The sequence below is a fragment of the Nonomuraea sp. NPDC051298 genome, assembly GCF_055586305.1.
Map to the genome: position 1 here is coordinate 286334 of NZ_JBVJIM010000012.1, position 17185 is coordinate 303518.

Genomic DNA, 17185 nt, shown 5'->3' on the forward strand with positions numbered 1-17185 from the left:
GTGGAATGGGAATCGATCGCCGGTCCCACTCGGTTAGGGTCCCGTGTAGGTGCGGGCCATCACGCGACCGGCGGCCGAGCCGGGCGACCGAACCGGGACCGAGCCGGGCGACCGGCCGGCGACCCACCGGCACTGCCAATGACAACTAGATTCCGGAGATCGAGCACTTGAGCACCGAACTCGTGCCAGCCCTTGAATGGACCGACCTGGACAGCAAGGCGGTCGACGTCGTCCGAGCCCTGGCCATGGACGCAGTGGAGAAGGCGGGCTCGGGTCACCCCGGCACCGCCATGAGCCTGGCCCCCGCCGCATACCTGCTTTTCCAGCGCGTGTTGCGCCACGACCCGACCGACCCGGGCTGGCTCGGGCGCGACCGGTTCGTGCTGTCGTGCGGCCACAGCAGCCTGACTCTCTACATCCAGCTCTACCTGTCCGGCTACGGGCTGACGCTGGACGACCTGCGGCGGCTGCGCCAGTGGGACAGCCTCACGCCGGGTCACCCCGAGCACGGTCACACGGCGGGCGTCGAGACCACGACGGGCCCGCTGGGCCAGGGGCTGGGCAACGCGGTCGGCATGGCGATGGCGGCCCGCCGCGAGCGCGGCCTGTTCGACCCGGACGCCGAGCCGGGCTCCTCGCCGTTCGACCACCACATCTGGTGCTTCGTCAGCGACGGCGACATCGAGGAGGGCATCAGCCACGAGGCCAGCGCGCTCGCCGGCCACCAGAAGCTGGGCAACCTCGTCGTCATCTACGACGACAACCACATCTCCATCGAGGACGACACGCTGATCGCCAAGTCGGAGGACGTGGTCGCCCGCTACGAGGCGTACGGCTGGCACACGCAGAGCGTCGACTGGACGGCCACCGGCGAATACGTCGAGGACGTCCAGGCCCTCTACGACGCGTTGCAGGAGGCCAAGGCCGAGACCGGCCGCCCGTCGTTCATCCGGCTGCGCACGATCATCGGCTGGCCCGCCCCCAACAAGCAGAACACCGGCAAGATCCACGGCAGCGCGCTGGGCGATGCCGAGATCGCCGCCACCAAGGAAGTGCTGGGGATGGACCCGGCCAAGACGTTCGACGTGCCGGCCGCGGTGCTGGAGCACGCCCGCGGCATCGCCCAGCGCGGCCGCGCCGACCACGCCGAGTGGGAGAAGACCTACGCCGAGTGGCGGCTGGCCAGCCCCGAGCGGGCCGCCGAGCTCGACCGCATCTCCCGGCGCGAGCTGCCGGCGGGCTGGGCCGCCGCGCTGCCGTCGTTCGAGACGGGCGCGTCGATCGCCACCCGCAAGGCGTCCGGCGAGGTGCTCAGCGCGCTGGCGCCGGTGCTGCCCGAGCTGTGGGGCGGCTCGGCCGACCTGGCGGACTCGAACAACACCACGATGAAGGGCGAGCCGTCCTTCATCCCGGAGGAATACCAGACCAAGGAGTTCCCCGGTAACCGCTACGGCCGCACGCTGCACTTCGGCATCCGCGAGCACGCCATGGGCGCGATACTCAACGGCATCGCCCTGCACGGCGGCACCCGCCCGTACGGCGGCACGTTCCTGGTCTTCTCCGACTACATGCGGCCCTCGGTGCGCCTGGCGGCGCTGATGAAGCTGCCCGTCACGTACGTGTGGACGCACGACTCCATCGGCCTGGGCGAGGACGGCCCCACCCACCAGCCGATCGAGCACCTGTGGGCGCTGCGCGCGATCCCCGGCCTCGACGTGGTGCGCCCGGCCGACGCGAACGAGACCGCCCACGCCTGGAAGGCCGTGCTGGAGCACACCGACCGTCCCGCCGCGCTGGCGCTGACGCGGCAGAACCTGCCGGTCTACGAGGGCACCAGCGCCGACGGCGTGGCCCGCGGCGGCTACGTGCTGCGCGAGGCGTCCGACGGCCAGCCGCGGGTGATCATCATCGCCACGGGCAGCGAGGTGGAGATCGCGGTGGGCGGCCGGGAGCTGCTGGAGGCGCGGGGCATCCCGACGCGAGTGGTCTCGATGCCGTGTGTCGAGTGGTTCAAGGGGCAGGACACCGCATACAGGCAGACGGTTCTGCCTTCGTCGATCCGGGCACGGGTCGCCGTCGAGGCGGGCGTCGCGCTCGGCTGGCACGAGTTCGTCGGCGAGTGCGGCGAAGTGGTCAGCCTCGAGCACTTCGGCGCCTCGGCGCCGTACAGGACGTTGTTCGAGCAGTTCGGGCTGACGGCGGAGCGGGTGGCGGCGGCGGCGAAGGCGAGCCTGGCCAAACTGGGTCAGGACAAGGGCGAGACGACGGGAAACTGAAGAAGCGATGAGCGAGATCCTCAACAAGCTGTCCGGCCAGGGCGTCGCCATCTGGCTCGACGACATCAGCCGTGAGCGCCTGCGCAGCGGCAACCTGGAGCGGCTGATCCGCGAGAAGAACGTCGTCGGGGTGACCTCCAACCCGACGATCTTCGCCAACGCGCTCGGCAAGGGCGACGCCTACGACAGCCAGCTCCACGACCTGGCCGTGCGGGGCGTCGAGGTGGGCGAGGCCGTGCGCGCCATCACCACCTACGACATCCGCTGGGCCGCCGACGTGCTGCGCCCGGTCTACGACGCCACGGGCGGCGTCGACGGCCGCGTGTCGCTGGAGGTCGACCCCCGCCTGGCCCGCGAGAGCGAGAAGACCGTGGCCGAGGCCAGGGCGCTGTGGTGGCTGGTCGACCGGCCCAACCTGTTCATCAAGATCCCGGCCACGCTGGAGGGCCTGCCCGCGATCACGCAGGCGCTGTCGGAGGGCATCAGCGTCAACGTCACGCTGATCTTCTCCCTCGAGCGTTACCGCGCGGTCATGGACGCCTGGCTCGCCGGTCTGGAGGCCGCGCAGGCCAAGGGCCTCAACCTGGCCACGATCGAGTCGGTGGCCTCGTTCTTCGTCAGCCGGGTCGACACCGAGATCGACAAGCGGCTCGACGGCCTGGGCAAGCCGGAGCTGAAGGGCAAGGCGGGCGTGGCCAACGCGCGCCTGGCGTACGCGGCCTTCGAGGACGTGATGAACTCCGAGCGCTGGCAGCGCCTGCGCGAGGCGGGCGCCCGCCCGCAGCGCCCGCTGTGGGCCTCGACCGGCGTGAAGAACCCCGAATACTCCGACACCCTCTACGTCGACCAGCTCGTCGCCCCCGGCACCGTCAACACGATGCCGGAGAAGACGCTCGACGCCACGGCCGACCACGCCAACGTCTCGGGCGACACCGTGCGTCCCTTCTACGAGCAGGCGTGGAACACCATGGCCGCGCTCAAGGACGCCGGCGTCGACTACGACGACGTGGTGAAGGTGCTGGAGGAGGAGGGCGTGGAGAAGTTCGAGGCGTCCTGGAACGAGCTGCTCGAGAGCGTCACCAAGAACCTGGTTCCGTGATGGAGGTGTCCTACCGCGAGGAGGGGGTGGCCTCGGCCGCCTCCTCCGTCGCGGGGCGTCTCGTCGCCGACGGCGTGCCCGCGCGGCTCGCCGGCGGCGACCCCACGCTGTGGGGTGAGGACGCCGAGGCGGAGGCGGCTGCCAGGCTCGGCTGGCTGGCGCTGCCCCGCTCCTCCCGCGAGCTGCTGCCCGTGCTGGGCGGGCTCGCCGGGTGGGCCCGCGCCGAGGGCCTGACGAACGTGGTCCTGGCCGGGATGGGCGGCTCGTCGCTGGCGGCGGAGGTCATCTGCGACACCGCCGACGTGCCGCTGACCGTGCTCGACACGACCGATCCCGAGCAGGTCCGCCGGGCTCTGGCGGGCGGACTGGAGTCCACGGTCGTGGTCGTGTCCGGCAAGAGCGGCACGACCGTGGAGACCGACTGCCACCTGCGCATCTTCGAGCGGCTCTACACGGAGGCGGGCCTGGCCCCCGCGGACCGCATCGTGATCGTCACCGATCCCGGCTCGCCGCTGGAGCGGCTGGCCGTCGACGGCGGCCACCGCCTCGTGCTCGCCGCCCCCGACGTGGGCGGGCGCTACTCGGCGCTGTCGGCGTTCGGGCTGGTGCCCGGCGCGCTGGCCGGCGCGGACGTGGCGCGGCTGCTCGACGACGCGGCGGAGGTGCTGCCGCTGCTGTCGCGCGACAGCGGCAACCCCGGGCTCGACCTGGGCGCGGCGCTCGGCGGCGCGGCGCTGGCCGGGCGCGACAAACTGGTGCTGGAAGACCAGCTCTCGCCGATCAACGGGCTGCCCGACTGGATCGAGCAGCTCGTGGCCGAGTCCACCGGCAAGCAGGGCAGGGGGATCCTGCCGGTCGTCGGCGCCGACCCCAACGGCACCGGCGACGAGCTGGTCGTGGCGATCGGGTCCGACGTCGGCGACGTGCGGGTGGACGGGCCGCTGGGCGCGCAGTTCCTGGTCTGGGAGTACGCCACCGCGATCGCCGGCCACCTGCTCAGGATCGACCCCTTCGACCAGCCCAGCGTGGCCGAGTCGAAGGACAACACCGTGGCCCTGCTGTCCCTGCCCGACCTGCCGACCGGCGCGCCGTCGTTCGTGGACGGGCCGGTCGAGGCGTACGCCGCGGCGACGGCCACCGACCTGCCCGGCCTGTTCGCCGAGCTGCTGCACGCGATCCCGGGTGACGGCTATCTGGCGATCATGGCCTATCTCGACCGGCTGGCGGCCTTCGACGCGCCGGTGCCGGAGGGGGCCGACTTCGAGCAGATGACCGACGCCTGGATGATGGCCGATCCGACGACGCTGCGGGCGCTGCTCGCGCTGCGTACCGACCGGCCGGTGACGTTCGGGTGGGGGCCGCGGTATCTGCACTCGACGGGGCAATACCACAAGGGCGGGCCGCAGAACGGGGTGTTCCTGCAGATCACCGGGGCGGTGGGCGACGACGTCGCCGTTCCCGGCAGGCCGTACACGCTGGGGCGGCTGCAGCTCGCCCAGGCGCTCGGCGACCTGGGGGCGCTGGAGACCCGGGGGCGGCCGGCCGTACGCCTGCATTTGACCGACCGCGTGGCGGGAGTCGCGCGTTTGCTCGCAGCCGCACAGGAGGTTTGAGATGACTGACCCGGCAGCGCCCGCGGAGGAGGCCGCCACCGTGGCGGCGGCCGTCGCGGGCACAGCCACCACCATGGAGGTGGAGGCCGCCAACCCGCTGCGCGATCCGCGCGACAAGCGGCTGCCGCGGGTGGCGGGGCCGTGCGTGTTGGTGTTGTTCGGCGTGACGGGTGACCTGGCCAAGCGCAAGCTGCTGCCGGCGATTTACGACCTGGGGAACCGGGGGTTGCTGCCGCCCGGCTTCTCGCTGGTCGGGTTCGCCCGGCGTGACTGGAAGGACCAGGATTTCGCCCGGTTGACGCACGACGCCGTCAAGGCGCACGCGCGGACGCCCTTCCGCGAGGAGGTCTGGAAGCAGATCTGCGAGGGCATCCATTTCGTCCCCGGCGAGTTCTCGGACGACGGGGCGTTCGACGCGCTGGCCATGGCGTTGGCCGAGATCGACGAGACCCGGGGCACCGGCGGAAACTACGCTTTCTACCTGTCGGTGCCGCCGAAGTTCTTCCCTGTGGTGGTGGAGCAGCTCAAGCGCACGGGATTGTCCGACGCGCCCGAGGGCTCGTGGCGGCGGGTGGTGATCGAGAAGCCGTTCGGGCACGACCTGCAGTCGGCCCACGAGCTGAACGAGATCACCACCTCGGCCTTCCCGGAGAGCTCGATCTTCAGGATCGACCACTACCTGGGCAAGGAGACCGTCCAGAACATCATGGCGCTGAGGTTCGCCAACAACCTCTACGAGCCCATCTGGAACCGCAGCTACGTCGACCACGTGCAGATCACGATGGCCGAGGACATCGGCATCGGGGGGCGCGCGGGCTACTACGACGGCATCGGCGCGGCCCGCGACGTGATCCAGAACCACCTGCTCCAGCTCCTCGCGCTGGTCGCGATGGAGGACCCGACCTCCTTCGACGCCTCCGCGCTGCGGCGGGAGAAGGAGAAGGTGCTCAAGGCCGTACGGCTGCCGGCCAACCTGGGGCTCAACACCGCGCGCGGCCAGTACGCGGCGGGCTGGCAGGGCGGCGAGAAGGTCGTCGGCTACCTCCAGGAGGAGGGCATCTCGCCCGAGTCCACCACCGAGACCTACGCGGCGGTCAAGCTGGAGATCGCCAACCGGCGCTGGGCCGGGGTGCCGTTCTACCTGCGCACCGGCAAGCGCCTGGGCCGCCGGGTGACCGAGGTGGCCGTGGTGTTCCAGCGGGCGCCGCACCTGCCCTTCAGCAAGGACGACACCGAGATCCTCGGCCAGAACGCGCTGGTCATCCGGGTCCAGCCCGACGAGGGCATCACGGTGCGCTTCGGCTCGAAGGTGCCGGGGACGCAGATGGAGGTGCGCGACGTCTCCATGGACTTCGCCTACGGTGAGTCGTTCCTGGAGTCGTCGCCGGAGGCGTACGAGCGGCTGCTGCTCGACGTGATGATCGGCGACCCGCCGCTCTTCCCGCACCAGCGGGAGGTGGAGCTGTCGTGGAAGATCCTCGACCCGATCGAGGAGTTCTGGGCCACGCAGGGCCAGCCGGAGGCGTACGAGTCGGGCTCGTGGGGGCCGGAGTCGGCCGACGCGATGATGGCCCGCGACGGCCGGGTGTGGAGGAGACTCTAGATGACCACGTTCATGCTGACCGACACGACGGCCGGCAAGATCTCGGCGCAGCTCACGCACCTGCGTCACCAGATGGGCGCCCCGGCCATCGGCATGGTGCTGACGCTCGTCGTGGTCAGCGAGGAGCGCCACCAGTACGACGCGCTGCGCGCGGCCACCGAGGCGGCGCGCGAGCACCCGTCGCGCATCATCGTGGTGATCAAGCGCGAGGAGGACGAGCCCATCCGGCTCGACGCCGAGCTGCGGATCGGGGAGAACACGCCCGGCGAGGTGGTCGTGCTGCGCCTGTACGGCGAGCTGACCGAGCACGCCGACTCCGTGGTCAGCCCGCTGCTGCTGCCCGACACGCCGGTCGTGGCCTGGTGGCCGGGCGCGGCCCCCGACGCGCCGGCCAAGGACGCGATCGGAGCGCTGGCGCAGCGGCGCATCACCGACGCCAAGGGCTTCGACGACGGCGGCGTCAAGTCGCTGGTCATCCGGGCCAAGGGCTACGCCCGCGGTGACACCGACCTGGCCTGGGCCCGGCTGACGCCGTGGCGCAGCCTGCTGGCGGCCGCGTTCGACCAGCCGGTGGGCAAGGTGCGCAAGGGGGTCGTGGAGGCCGCCGCGGGCCACCCGAGCGCGCCGCTGCTGGCCGCCTGGCTGTCGGAGCGGCTCGGTGCGCCGATCAAGGTCGCCGAGTCGTCCGGGCCTGGGCTGACGGCCGTGCGGCTGCAGCTCGGGGAGGGCGAGCTGGCGGTGGTCCGCACCGACGCCCGCCTGGCCAAGCTCTCCCGGCCCGGCCAGCCCGACAGGAACGTGGCCCTGGCCAGGCGGCACACCTCCGAGCTGATGGCCGAGGAGCTGCGCAGGCTCGACACCGACGAGATCTACGAGGCCGCGGTCAAGCGGTTCGCGAGGACGTACAAGGGATGACCAGAGTGAGCGTGCCCAGCATCGTCGTGCACCGCGACGCCGACGTCCTCGCCAAGGCCGTGGCGGCGCGGATCATCACACGGCTGGTCGACGTGCAGTCGGCCAAGGGCTCCGCCTCGATCGTGCTCACGGGCGGCACCGTCGGCACCGCCACGCTGGCGGCCATCGCCGCCACCCCCGCCCGCGACGCCGTCGACTGGCAGCGTCTGGACGTGTGGTGGGGCGACGAGCGGTTCGTGCCCGACGGCGACAAGGAGCGCAACGAGACCGGCGCCCGCGAGGCCCTGCTCGACCACGTGGACCTCGATCCCGCCCGGGTGCACGTCATGCGCGGCCCCGACTCGGGGATGACGGCGGAGGAGTCGGCCGACGCCTACGCCGCCGAGCTGCGCGGGGCCGCCCGTCCTGAGGACCACGGGCCGGTGCCGAGCTTCGACGTGATGCTGCTCGGCATGGGCCCGGACGCCCACGTGGCCTCGCTGTTCCCAGGGCTGCCCGCGCTGTACGACACGCGCCCGGTGGTGGCGGTGCACGGCTCGCCGAAGCCGCCGCCGACCCGCATCTCGCTGACGCTGCCGGCCATCCAGTCGGCCCGCGAGGTGTGGGTGGTGGCGGCCGGGGCGGAGAAGTCGGGCGCGGTCCGGCTGGCGCTGTCGGACTCGGGCCCCGTGCAGGTGCCGGCGGCCGGGGCCCGGGGGCGGGGGCGGACGCTGTTCCTGCTGGACCGGGCGGCGGCGAGCAAGATTCCGCCGGAGCTGGGACGTATCGCCTCCCCCTGAGCGGAGTTCCTGGGATCGCGGCCCGGCGGACGGGTCCAGTCGGCCGCACCGCCCTTCGGGGCGGCATTTCCCCAAAAATTGGGCCTTGAGGGGTAATCTCACAGGAGGTTGTCAGATTCGGGGGCTGGGTTAGGCTGGCTCGATGACCAACGCGGAAGCGTACGATCGCGGCTTCGCCCATCTCAGCTCCCACACCGTCGGCCCGCTCCTGGCCTCGGCCTGCCGGGGCCGCGCCCCGCACCTGCTCGACGTGGGCTGCGGCACGGGAGTGGTGACGGCGGCGGCGCTCGCGCTGGGCGCCGAGGTGACCGCGGTCGACGCCGATCCGGCGATGCTGGAGCTGGCCGTCCGCCGCCATCCGTACGCGACCACCCGGCTGGCGGCGCTGCCGGAGCTTCCGTTCGAGGACGCGCAGTTCGACGCGATAGCGGGAAATTTCATCATCAACCACGTGCCCGACGCGACCGAGGCGCTCCGCGAGTTGCACCGCGTGCTGCGTCCGGGCGGGGCGATCGCCCTGACCTGGTGGAAGTCCGGTGAGATGACGGCCACCGACGTGTTCGCCGAGGCCATCACCGCCGCGGAGGTCCCCTACGATCCCCCGCCGCGCCCCTTCACGGCCCACGAGACCCCGCAGCGCTTCACCGTGCTGCTGGGCGGGGCGGGGTTCGGCGAGGCCGCCGTGGAGACGGTCAGGTGGCGCCACCGGGTCGATCTCGCGTCCTGGTGGACCGATGTCGTGCAGGCGGGCGGGCCCAGGTTCGAGGTGATCGCGCGCCAGCCGCCGCAGGTCGTGGAGCGCATCAGGAGCCACTATCTCAGGCTCGCGGCCCCTTACGAGCGCGACGGCTTCCCCGTCTGCGCCTACCTCGCCCGCGCGACCCGCCCTTAGCCGATCTCACCCGCGCGATCCTCCGGGGGCCGCCCCCGCCCGCGCGATCCTTCGCCGGGCCGCCGTCTGCCCGGCCCAGCGTTATCCCGCCCAGGCGCGCACCAGCGGCATCAGCACGCCGTCCACCGACTCCGCCACGAACGGCTCGCCGAACGGCGGCCCCGTGAAGATCATGCGGTGCCACACCAGCGCCTCGGCCACCCCGAACAGCCGCCCGGGATCGACCGGCCCGGCCAGCTCGCCCCGCTCGACGGCCCGCGCCAGCAGCGCGCCCACCTCCCCGAGGTCCTTGGCGGGCATGTGGGCGCGCAGCGTGCGCGCCAGCTCCTGGTTGGACACCAGCGTCGAGGACAGCCCGATGACGAGCGTGTGCTTGCGCTCGACCGACTCGCACAGGCCGCGGAAGAGGGCGGCCAGGTCGCCGCGGAGCGAGCCGGTGTCCTCGCCCGGCGGCAGGTCCATGTCGAAGCGTCGGCAGATGACGTCGACCACCAGCTCGGACTTGCCCGCCCAGCGCCGGTAGATGGTGGCCTTGCTCGCCTTGGCGCGCTTGGCGATCTGGTCGACCGTCATCCGGTCGAAGCCGACCTCCGACAGCAGCTCCATCGTGGCGTCGAGGATGGCCCTGTCGCGCTCAGGGTCGAGTGGAGCCACGTGCACGTCCTTCTGGCTAACGGTTGGCGAACTTGTCGAATCGTACGCCCGTCAGCTCCTCCGACACATTCCACAGGCGCGCGGCCAGGTCCTCGGAGCGGGCCGCCTGCGACGGCTGGAGCCGCTTGGGCCCGGGCCCGAGGAACTCGCCGCCGTGGACGTCGGGCGAGGCGGCGGCGTACAGCGAGGGCACGGCGCCCGCCGCGGCCGACTTCATGACCAGGCGCAGCAGCGGCTGGAACGGCCCCAGCCTGACGATCGCCGTGGCCGTCATGCCGGGGTGGACGGCCGTGCTCCTCAGGTCCGCGCCCGCCCGCTCGGCCCGCCGCTGCAACTCCAGCGCGAACAGCAGGTTGGCGAGCTTGGAGCGCCCGTACGCGGACATCCGGCCGTAGCCGCGCTCCAGCGCCAGGTCGTCGAAGTCGATCCGGCCCATGGCGTGCGCGTCGCTGGAGACGGTCACCACGCGGGCGCCCGGCGCGGCCGTCAGCAGCGGCAGCAGCAGCCCGGTCAGCGCGAAGTGGCCCAGGTGGTTGGTGCCGAACTGCAGCTCGAAGCCGTCCTTGGTCTCGCGCCTGGGGACCATGGCGATGCCGGCGTTGTTGACCAGCAGGTCCACCTTCCGCACGCCCTCGGCGAACCGCCGGACCGAGGCCAGGTCCGACAGGTCGAGCCGTCCGTACTCGGCCTGGGCGCCCGGCACGGCGTTCCTGATGCGCGCGACCGCCTCCGCGCCCTTGCCCGGGTCGCGCGCCGCCACGGTGACGTGCGCGCCGTGCCGGGCCAGTTCGAGCGCGGTGGGCAGGCCGATGCCGCTGTTGGCGCCGGTCACGATGGCGGCCTTGCCGGTGAGGTCCGGCATGGAGTCAGGGGTCCAGGTGGTCATCTACGCTCCAGGTGTACGAAACCGTTTCGTACACCATACCTCATCGCTCCAGGCGCAGCCGGGCCTGGCGCTCCTCCCGCCGCGTCACCTCCAGGCGCTGCCGGGCTGCTTCGAGCCTCCTGCGGGCCTTGGCCAGCTTCTTCTCCAGCGCGTCCACCCGCTCCGCGCGCTCGTCGTGCTCTCGCTGGGCCGCGTCCAGGGCCGCGCGCCACTCCCGGTGGGCCGCCCGCGCCTCCTCGCGCTCCCTGACCCTCCTGGCCTCGGCCTCCTCCCGCCGCCTGGCCTCGACGGCCGCGTCCTCGGCTGCTTTGGCTGCTTTGTCCGCCGCTGCCCGGCCCGCGTTCTTAGCTGTTTCGTCCGCCGCTGCCCGGTCCGCGGCCTCGGTGGTCCTGCGCCGCCTCGGGGCGGAGGGCTCACGCGTGATGGGGGCGGGGGCGAATCCGCTGTAGTGCAGCGGTTTCGTCAGGTGGCCGCGGCGCACCTCGGCGGCGGCCGCGGCGTCCACGACGGCGGCGTCCAGGGTCTGGTCCACCTCGGTCGCCGCCGCGGGCGACAGGCCCGCGAACCGACGGGCCAGGCGGCCCACCTTCCCGGTCACCTCGCCCCTGCGCCGGGTCAGCTCGGCCAGCTCGCCCGCGTCCTGCTCCTGCCAGGCCGCCCGCAGCCGCTCGCCCACGTCGAGCAGTTCGGCCAGCTCACCGGGATGCTCACGGGAGAGCCGGTTCACGGCCCAGGCGGACACCGTCGGCCTGCGGAGCTTCGCGATCTCGCGCGAGAGCCCCGCGTCGCCCGCGTCCCTGGCCGCCCGGACCTCCGCCGTACGCGCGGCGGTGAACTCGGACGGCGGCAGCGCATAGAGGCGATCCGCCACCTCGTCAAGATCCACACAGGTCAAATACCCCACATGCCCGGTTTTCTAGCGCATAGTGGAGGGAGCGCCAGCCGAACAGGAGGCCCCCCGGTGTTCGAACGCTTCACCGACCGTGCACGCAGGGTAGTCGTCCTCGCCCAGGAGGAGGCGCGGACGTTGCACCACGACTACATCGGCACGGAACACCTGCTGCTCGGTCTCATCGGAGAAGGCGAGGGGATGGCCTCACTCGTGCTCGACGGGTGCGGCGTGGAACTCGACCACGTACGCGCGTTCGTCGAGCGGGCGGTGGGCCGCGGCGCCGAGCCGCCCAGCGGCCACATCCCGTTCACCCCGCGGGCCAAGAAGGTCCTGGAGCTGTCGTTGCGCGAGGCGTTGCAACTGCGCCACAACTACATCGGCACCGAGCACATCCTGCTCGGCCTGATCAAGGAGGGCGAGGGCCTGGCCGCGCTGGCGATCAGGGACGCGGGGGCGGACCTGCCGGACGTACGCCAGCGCGTGCTCGACCGCGTGGGCCGCGGGCCCAGGGACCGTCAGTCGGAGATGTTCTTCGCCGGCGGCCCCGCGCTGGGCGATCGGCTCGCGCAGATCCAGGAGAGCCTCGACCGCATCGAACGCCACCTGGGCATCAAGCGGGCGGACCCCCCGGCAGAAGAGCCGGGGAAGGACGCCGGCGAGCCGGGGAACGACGCGGCCCTAGGCTGACACCAGCGCGCCGACCGGCAGCCGCGACTCGACCACTCCCGGGTCCTCGGTGTAGCCGAGGGTGGCGCCCAGCGAGACCAGCAGCCGCCGCATCCGGGCGTTGTCGGCCAGCATCGTGGTCCTGACCTCGGCGTATCCGAGGTCGCGGGCCGCGCGTACGAGCGTCCTGGCCATCGCCGCGCCCAGACCGCGCCCCTGCCAGCGGTCCTCGACCAGGAAGGCCATCTCCGCGATGCCCGGGTCGGGGGTGAACATGAGGCTGGCCATCGCCACGACCTGCCCGTCGTGCCCCGCGACCAGCGAGTATCCCCGGCTCCTGTCGCACAGCCGGTCGAACATGCGCGGCGGCAGCGCGGGCATCGAGGTGAAGTAGCGGAACCTGCGCGACTCGGGCGAGCACCTGTCGTGCAGGTCGCGCACGGCCTCGCGGTAGATCGAGGTGAGCGGGCGCACGGTGACCTCGACGCCGTCGGCGAGCTTGACGCCGCGTTCGGCGGCGGCCTGCTCGGTGGCGGGCTGGGCCAGACGGGCGAACGAGGCCGCCCTGGCCGCCTCGGTCAGCGTGAAGGGCAGCCCGGCGCGGCGCAGCCGGACCGCGCGCCTGGCCGCGACGGGCACGACCAGCCGGGTCGGGTCGGGAAGATCGCTCACGGCCTCACCATAGACCCAGCGGGCGTCGTCCGCCCGCAGCAACTCGGCGAGCAGTTCGGGCAGCCGCCACGGCATCGCGCGCAGCCGGGAGGCCAGCAGCAGCGCCCTGGTGGGCTCGTCGGTCAGCTCGTGGGCGGTGGCCGGCACCACCTGGACGCGGCGGCCCCCGGCCGCCTCCAGGGCCTCGCGCACGGTCTCGGGGTTGGCGGGGATGTCGGCCACGAACTCGTCGACGGTGCCGTCGGCGTCGGACTGCACGCTCAGGCCGAGGATGTTGCCGCCCTTGGCGGCCAGGGCCGAGGCCAGCGAGGCCAGCCGGCCGGGCCGCTCGTCCACCGTGGTGCGGATGCGCAGGAATCCCATGCGCTCCAGCGTGCCGCGCCTCTGTTACACGCCCGCTACCGACGTGTTTACATTGCGTATTTCGTCGCATGATGCGGCGACTTATCCGGATATAGGAGGATATGTCGCTATGAAGGCACGTGTTCCCTTGTCGTCCGGGTACGTGAACGGCGACGTCTCCTTCTGGTACCGGTCCTCCGGCCAGCCCGCCCCCGGCCCCCGGCTCGACGGCGACATCCAGGCCGACGTGGCGATCGTCGGCGCCGGTTACACGGGCCTGTGGACCGCGTACTACCTCAAGCGGGCCCGCCCGTCGCTGAACGTCGTGCTGCTGGAGCAGGAGTTCGCCGGGTTCGGGGCGTCCGGGCGCAACGGCGGCTGGCTGACCGGCGACCTGGCCGGCTCGCACGAACGCTACGGCGCGGGCGCACGGCGGCTGCAACGCGAGATGTACGCCTCGATCGACGAGGTCATCGCGGTCTGCGAGCGGGAGTCCATCGACTGCGACCTGGTCAAGGGCGGCGTGCTGAACGTGGCCCGCACCCCCGCCCAGGCCGCCCGCCTGCGCCTGGACCTGGCCTCCGCCCGCTCCTGGGGCATCGAGGAGGCCGATCTGCGGCTGGTCGACCCCATGGACCACGTACGCGTGTCCGGCGCGCTGACGGCCTCCTGGAGCCCCCACTGCGCCCGCATCCAGCCGGCCAAGCTGGCCCAGGGCCTGGCCAGGACCGTACGCGACCTCGGCGTCACCGTCTACGAACGCACCCCCGTGACCCAGATCGTCCCCCACCGGGCGGTCACCCCGTACGGCACGGTCTCGGCCGGCCACGTGATCCGCGCGACGGAGGGCTTCACGGCCCGCCTGCCCGGCCTGCGCCGCCAGTGGCTGCCGATGAACAGCTCCATGATCGTCACCGAGCCCCTCCCCCCGTCGTTCTGGGACGAGGTCGGCTGGCAGGGCGCCGAACTGCTCGGCGACCTGGCCCACTACTACATGTACGCCCAGCGCACGGCCGACGACCGCATCGCCTTCGGCGGGCGTGGCCGGCCGTACCTGTACGGCTCGCGGGTGGACGCGCGCGGCCACACCCACGAGTGGACCGTCGAGGCCCTGTGGGGGCTGCTGACCGACTTCTTCCCGGCCGCCCGCTCGTCCTCGGTCGCGCACGCCTGGTCGGGCGTGCTGGGCGTGCCGCGCGACTGGTGCTCGACCGTGCACGTGGACCCGGCCACCGGCCTGGGCTGGGCGGGCGGCTACACCGGCCACGGCGTGACCACCACGAACCTGGCCGGCCGTACCCTGCGTGACCTGATCCTGGGCGAGACGTCGGAGCTGACCGCGTTGCCGTGGGTGGGCCGCCGGGTGCGCCCGTGGGAGCCCGAGCCGCTGCGCTGGCTGGGCGTGCACTCGATGTACCGCCTCTACCGGATGGCCGACCACCGTGAGCGCGGCAGGCCGCGCACGTCGGTGCTGGCCCGCTTCGCCGATCTGATCACGGGTCACTGACGAGGGGCGGGATGATGAGGCGACCGTGAGAAAGGAACATTCATGAACATCCTCTTCCGGGGCGGCCGTGCCTTCACCCCGCGGGGCGTCGTGGCCGAGGCCGTACTGGTGCGCGACGGTGTGATCGCCGCCGTGGGCGAGGAGCGGGAGCTGGCGCGGCAGGCCCACGAGACGGTCGATCTGGACGGCGGGCTGCTGGCGCCGGGATTCACGGACGCGCACCTGCATCCGGTTCAGGCGGGCCTGGAACGCGCGAAGTGCGATTTGGCCGAAGATTTCGGCCTGGACGCTTATAGAGAAAAGATCTCTGACTATGCCGCGAAAAATCCAGATAAGGAGTGGATTGATGGCGGCGGCTGGGACATGGCGGCATTCCCGGGCGGTCTCCCCCACCGCGACCAGATCGACTTCCTCGACCGTCCCGCCTATTTGATCCAGCGCGACCACCACGCCGCCTGGGTCAACACCCGCGCCCTCGACCGGGCCGGGATCACCCGCGACACCCCCGACCCCGCCGACGGCCGGATCGAGCGCGACGCGGACGGCGCCCCCACCGGCGTCCTGCACGAGGGCGCGATGGACCTGGTCGGCCTGCTCACCCCCCGCCCCACCGCCCAGGACCTGGAGGACGCGCTGGCCGACGCGCAGCGGCATCTGTTCTCGCTGGGCATCACCGGCTGGCAGGACGCCATCGTGGGCTCGTACGCCGGCTCCGACGACCAGTTGCCCACCTACCTGGCGGCGGCCCGCTCCGGCCTGCTGCGGGCCCGCGTGGTGGGCGCCCTGTGGTGGGACCGCACGCGCGGCCTGGACCAGATCGAGGACCTGGTGGCCCGCCGGGCCTCGGCCGAGGGGCTCGACCGGTTCAGCGCCACCTCCGTCAAGATCATGCAGGACGGCATCACCGAGAACTTCACGGCCGCGACGCTGGAGCCGTACTGCCTGTGCGGGGGCACGGGGCTGTCGTACGTCGACCCCGCCAAGCTGCGGGGCTACGTCGCCGAGCTGGACCGGCTCGGCTTCCAGGTGCACTTCCACGCCATCGGCGAACGCGCCGTGCGCGAGGCGCTCGACAGCTTCGAGGGCACCCACCCCGGCAACCGCCACCACATCGCCCACCTGCAGATCATCGAGCCCTCCGACGTGCCGCGCTTCGCCGCCCTGGGCGTCACGGCCAACCTGCAGCCGCTGTGGGCCACGCACCACGCCCAGATGGACGAGCTGACGCTGCCCTATCTCGGGGAGCCGCGCTCGTCGTGGCAGTATCCGTTCGCGGACCTGCTGGCCCGTGGCACCCGGTTCTGCGCCGGCAGCGACTGGCCGGTCTCGAACGCCGACCCGCTGCAGGGCATGCACGTCGCCGTCAACCGCACCGAGCCGGGTGGTTCGGTGCACGCGGGCTACCCGACCGCGCAGACCCCGTTCCTGCCCGGTCAGCGCATCGACCTGGCCACGGCCATGACCGCGTACACGGCGGGCTCGGCCTGGGTCAACCGCTCGCCCGCAGGGGCCGTGGAGCCGGGCCGGCCTGCCGACCTGGTGGTGCTGGACCGCGACCCGTTCGATCTCCCGCCGGGTGAGATCTGGACGACCCGGGCGCGCATGACGTTCGTGGACGGCGAGGTCGTGCACGAGAGCCGGTAGGCACGGCGAAGGGGCCTCGGAGAACCCGAGGCCCCTTCGCCCTGCACACCGCTACCAGGGGGACTTGTTGTTGCGCAGGCGTTCCAGTGCCTCCTCGAGGATCGCCTTGCCGTCCTTGTCGCTCCGGCGCTCCTTCACGTAGGCCAGGTGCGTCTTGTACGGCTCGTTCTTCGGCGGGGCAGGCGGGGCCCCCTCGTCCTGTCCGGCTGGGAGGCCGCAACGAGGGCAGTCCCACAACTCGGGGACCGCCGCGTCGCTGGCGAAACTGGGGCGCGTCTCGTGCATGTTGGCGCACCAGAACGAGACCCGCACTCGCGGAGCCGCCTCGCCGCGCTCGGCCTCCCCCATCGGGCCGGCGCCGACTCGGCTGCCACGGATCGCGTTGCCACTACCCACGGATGAACTCCTCGCTCGATCGCCCCGCGTACGGACACGGGGGGAGAATCACTGTCACGCGTTGACTTGTTGCTCAGGGCCTCATGAGCAGGCCGAGAGCGATGATGCAGACGAACCAGATCGTGCCCGTGATGACGGTCAGCCGGTCGAGGTTGCGCTCCACCACCGAGGAACCACCGAAGTTCGACGAGAAGCCGCCGCCGAACATGTCAGACAGGCCACCACCCTTACCCTTGTGGAGCAGGACGAGCAGGATCATGAGAAGGCTCGCCAGGATGAGGGCGATGGAGATTCCGATTTCCACGGTATGCCTGTTCCTTCAATGCTCTGTTACGCGTGACGATTCAAA

16 protein-coding genes are annotated in these 17185 nt (G+C 72.1%); 10 read left to right on the forward strand and 6 right to left on the reverse strand.

Annotated elements, in window-relative coordinates; translation table 11 throughout:
• The first annotated feature begins 245 nt into the window (after positions 1-245).
• The 7 genes from tkt to ACZ6S0_RS31420 all read left to right on the forward strand — a co-directional run bounded on the left by tkt (position 246) and on the right by ACZ6S0_RS31420 (position 9177).
• Positions 246-2276 carry a transketolase gene (gene tkt / locus ACZ6S0_RS31390; RefSeq protein WP_465922960.1) on the forward strand — a complete coding sequence of 677 codons (2031 nt, stop codon included), beginning with the start codon at positions 246-248 and terminating at the stop codon, positions 2274-2276.
• A gap of 7 nt (positions 2277-2283) precedes the next feature.
• Entirely contained in the window at positions 2284-3375 is a 1092-nt protein-coding gene (gene tal / locus ACZ6S0_RS31395; RefSeq protein WP_465922914.1) for a transaldolase, read from the forward strand.
• Positions 3375-4988: a glucose-6-phosphate isomerase gene (locus ACZ6S0_RS31400; protein ID WP_465922961.1), complete on the forward strand. Its 1614-nt coding sequence runs from the start codon at positions 3375-3377 to the stop codon at positions 4986-4988. The genes tal and ACZ6S0_RS31400 overlap by 1 nt, the downstream gene beginning before the upstream one ends.
• 73 nt (positions 4989-5061) lie before the next feature.
• Positions 5062-6591, forward strand: coding sequence for a glucose-6-phosphate dehydrogenase (gene zwf / locus ACZ6S0_RS31405; protein ID WP_465922962.1), 1530 nt, complete (start codon positions 5062-5064; stop codon positions 6589-6591).
• A complete protein-coding gene (locus ACZ6S0_RS31410; RefSeq protein WP_465922915.1) occupies positions 6592-7506 on the forward strand; it encodes a glucose-6-phosphate dehydrogenase assembly protein OpcA in 915 nt (304 codons plus the stop codon). It begins immediately after the preceding gene.
• Positions 7507-7511: 5 nt separating this feature from the next.
• A complete protein-coding gene (gene pgl / locus ACZ6S0_RS31415) occupies positions 7512-8285 on the forward strand; it encodes a 6-phosphogluconolactonase (protein WP_465922963.1) in 774 nt (257 codons plus the stop codon).
• Positions 8286-8427: 142 nt separating this feature from the next.
• Complete coding sequence (locus ACZ6S0_RS31420; protein WP_465922916.1) at positions 8428-9177, forward strand: class I SAM-dependent methyltransferase; 750 nt, start codon at positions 8428-8430, stop codon at positions 9175-9177.
• A gap of 81 nt (positions 9178-9258) precedes the next feature.
• On the opposite strand, the gene ACZ6S0_RS31425 is transcribed toward ACZ6S0_RS31420, so the two are convergent.
• Genes ACZ6S0_RS31425 through ACZ6S0_RS31435 form a run of 3 tightly spaced genes read right to left on the reverse strand, consistent with a single transcriptional unit; the run spans position 9259 to position 11588 of the window.
• Complete coding sequence (locus tag ACZ6S0_RS31425; RefSeq protein ID WP_465922917.1) at positions 9259-9831, reverse strand: TetR/AcrR family transcriptional regulator; 573 nt, start codon at positions 9829-9831, stop codon at positions 9259-9261.
• 16 nt (positions 9832-9847) lie between these two features.
• Complete coding sequence (locus ACZ6S0_RS31430) at positions 9848-10717, reverse strand: oxidoreductase (protein WP_465922918.1); 870 nt, start codon at positions 10715-10717, stop codon at positions 9848-9850.
• A 40-nt stretch (positions 10718-10757) separates the two neighbouring features.
• Complete coding sequence (locus ACZ6S0_RS31435; protein WP_465922919.1) at positions 10758-11588, reverse strand: hypothetical protein; 831 nt, start codon at positions 11586-11588, stop codon at positions 10758-10760.
• Between the two features lie 90 nt (positions 11589-11678).
• Here ACZ6S0_RS31435 and ACZ6S0_RS31440 point away from each other — a divergent pair, with 90 nt between their 5' ends.
• Entirely contained in the window at positions 11679-12296 is a 618-nt protein-coding gene (locus ACZ6S0_RS31440) for a Clp protease N-terminal domain-containing protein (protein WP_465922920.1), read from the forward strand.
• Here ACZ6S0_RS31440 and ACZ6S0_RS31445 read toward each other — a convergent pair.
• Positions 12288-13310 carry a GNAT family N-acetyltransferase gene (locus tag ACZ6S0_RS31445; protein ID WP_465922921.1) on the reverse strand — a complete coding sequence of 341 codons (1023 nt, stop codon included), beginning with the start codon at positions 13308-13310 and terminating at the stop codon, positions 12288-12290. The two genes, ACZ6S0_RS31440 and ACZ6S0_RS31445, sit on opposite strands and share 9 nt — an antisense overlap.
• Before the next feature lie 109 nt (positions 13311-13419).
• Between ACZ6S0_RS31445 and ACZ6S0_RS31450 the strand changes: the two genes are divergently transcribed.
• Both ACZ6S0_RS31450 and ACZ6S0_RS31455 read left to right on the forward strand, forming a co-directional pair.
• Entirely contained in the window at positions 13420-14796 is a 1377-nt protein-coding gene (locus ACZ6S0_RS31450) for an NAD(P)/FAD-dependent oxidoreductase (RefSeq protein WP_465922922.1), read from the forward strand.
• Between the two features lie 42 nt (positions 14797-14838).
• The gene (locus ACZ6S0_RS31455; RefSeq protein ID WP_465922923.1) at positions 14839-16440 is read left to right on the forward strand and encodes an amidohydrolase; all 1602 of its coding nucleotides are present in this window, start codon (positions 14839-14841) and stop codon (positions 16438-16440) included.
• Positions 16441-16491: 51 nt separating this feature from the next.
• On the opposite strand, the gene ACZ6S0_RS31460 is transcribed toward ACZ6S0_RS31455, so the two are convergent.
• Together ACZ6S0_RS31460 and secG are read right to left on the reverse strand one after the other, a co-directional pair.
• On the reverse strand, positions 16492-16836 hold the full coding sequence (locus tag ACZ6S0_RS31460) for an RNA polymerase-binding protein RbpA (protein WP_465922924.1): 345 nt from the start codon (positions 16834-16836) through the stop codon (positions 16492-16494).
• Between the two features lie 73 nt (positions 16837-16909).
• Positions 16910-17140, reverse strand: coding sequence for a preprotein translocase subunit SecG (gene secG, locus ACZ6S0_RS31465; RefSeq protein ID WP_080037067.1), 231 nt, complete (start codon positions 17138-17140; stop codon positions 16910-16912).
• Between the last annotated feature and the right edge of the window lie 45 nt (positions 17141-17185).